General features: G+C 64.3%; 1 pseudogene. It reads right to left on the bottom strand.

From position 1 onward, the window contains the following. Positions 1–134, bottom strand: a pseudogene (locus IH09_RS40965) (IS701 family transposase); the annotation flags it as partial. Between the last annotated feature and the right edge of the window lie 87 nt (positions 135–221).

The following is a 221-nucleotide window of genomic DNA, read 5'->3' as shown; positions in this document are numbered from 1 at the left end:
TTCTTGCGGCCCACCGGCCCGAGCAGGCCGTGCACATATGCCCGCATTCGCCGGCGCAGATCCACCCGCCCGAACCGGTGACCGATCCGCACCAGCAGCTCTTCCAGTTCCGCCGACCAGAAATCAGGCCGCACATCATCTTGCACGACAAACACAACGGCCCGTCGCACCCAAAGTCACGAACCCACGCCAGCTGATGGACCATCAGCCGAGCACACTCC

This window comes from Streptomyces celluloflavus, from assembly GCA_000720995.1.
Classification (GTDB): Bacteria; Actinomycetota; Actinomycetes; order Streptomycetales; family Streptomycetaceae; genus Streptomyces; species Streptomyces celluloflavus.
This window is presented reverse-complemented; position numbering and strand designations above follow the sequence as displayed.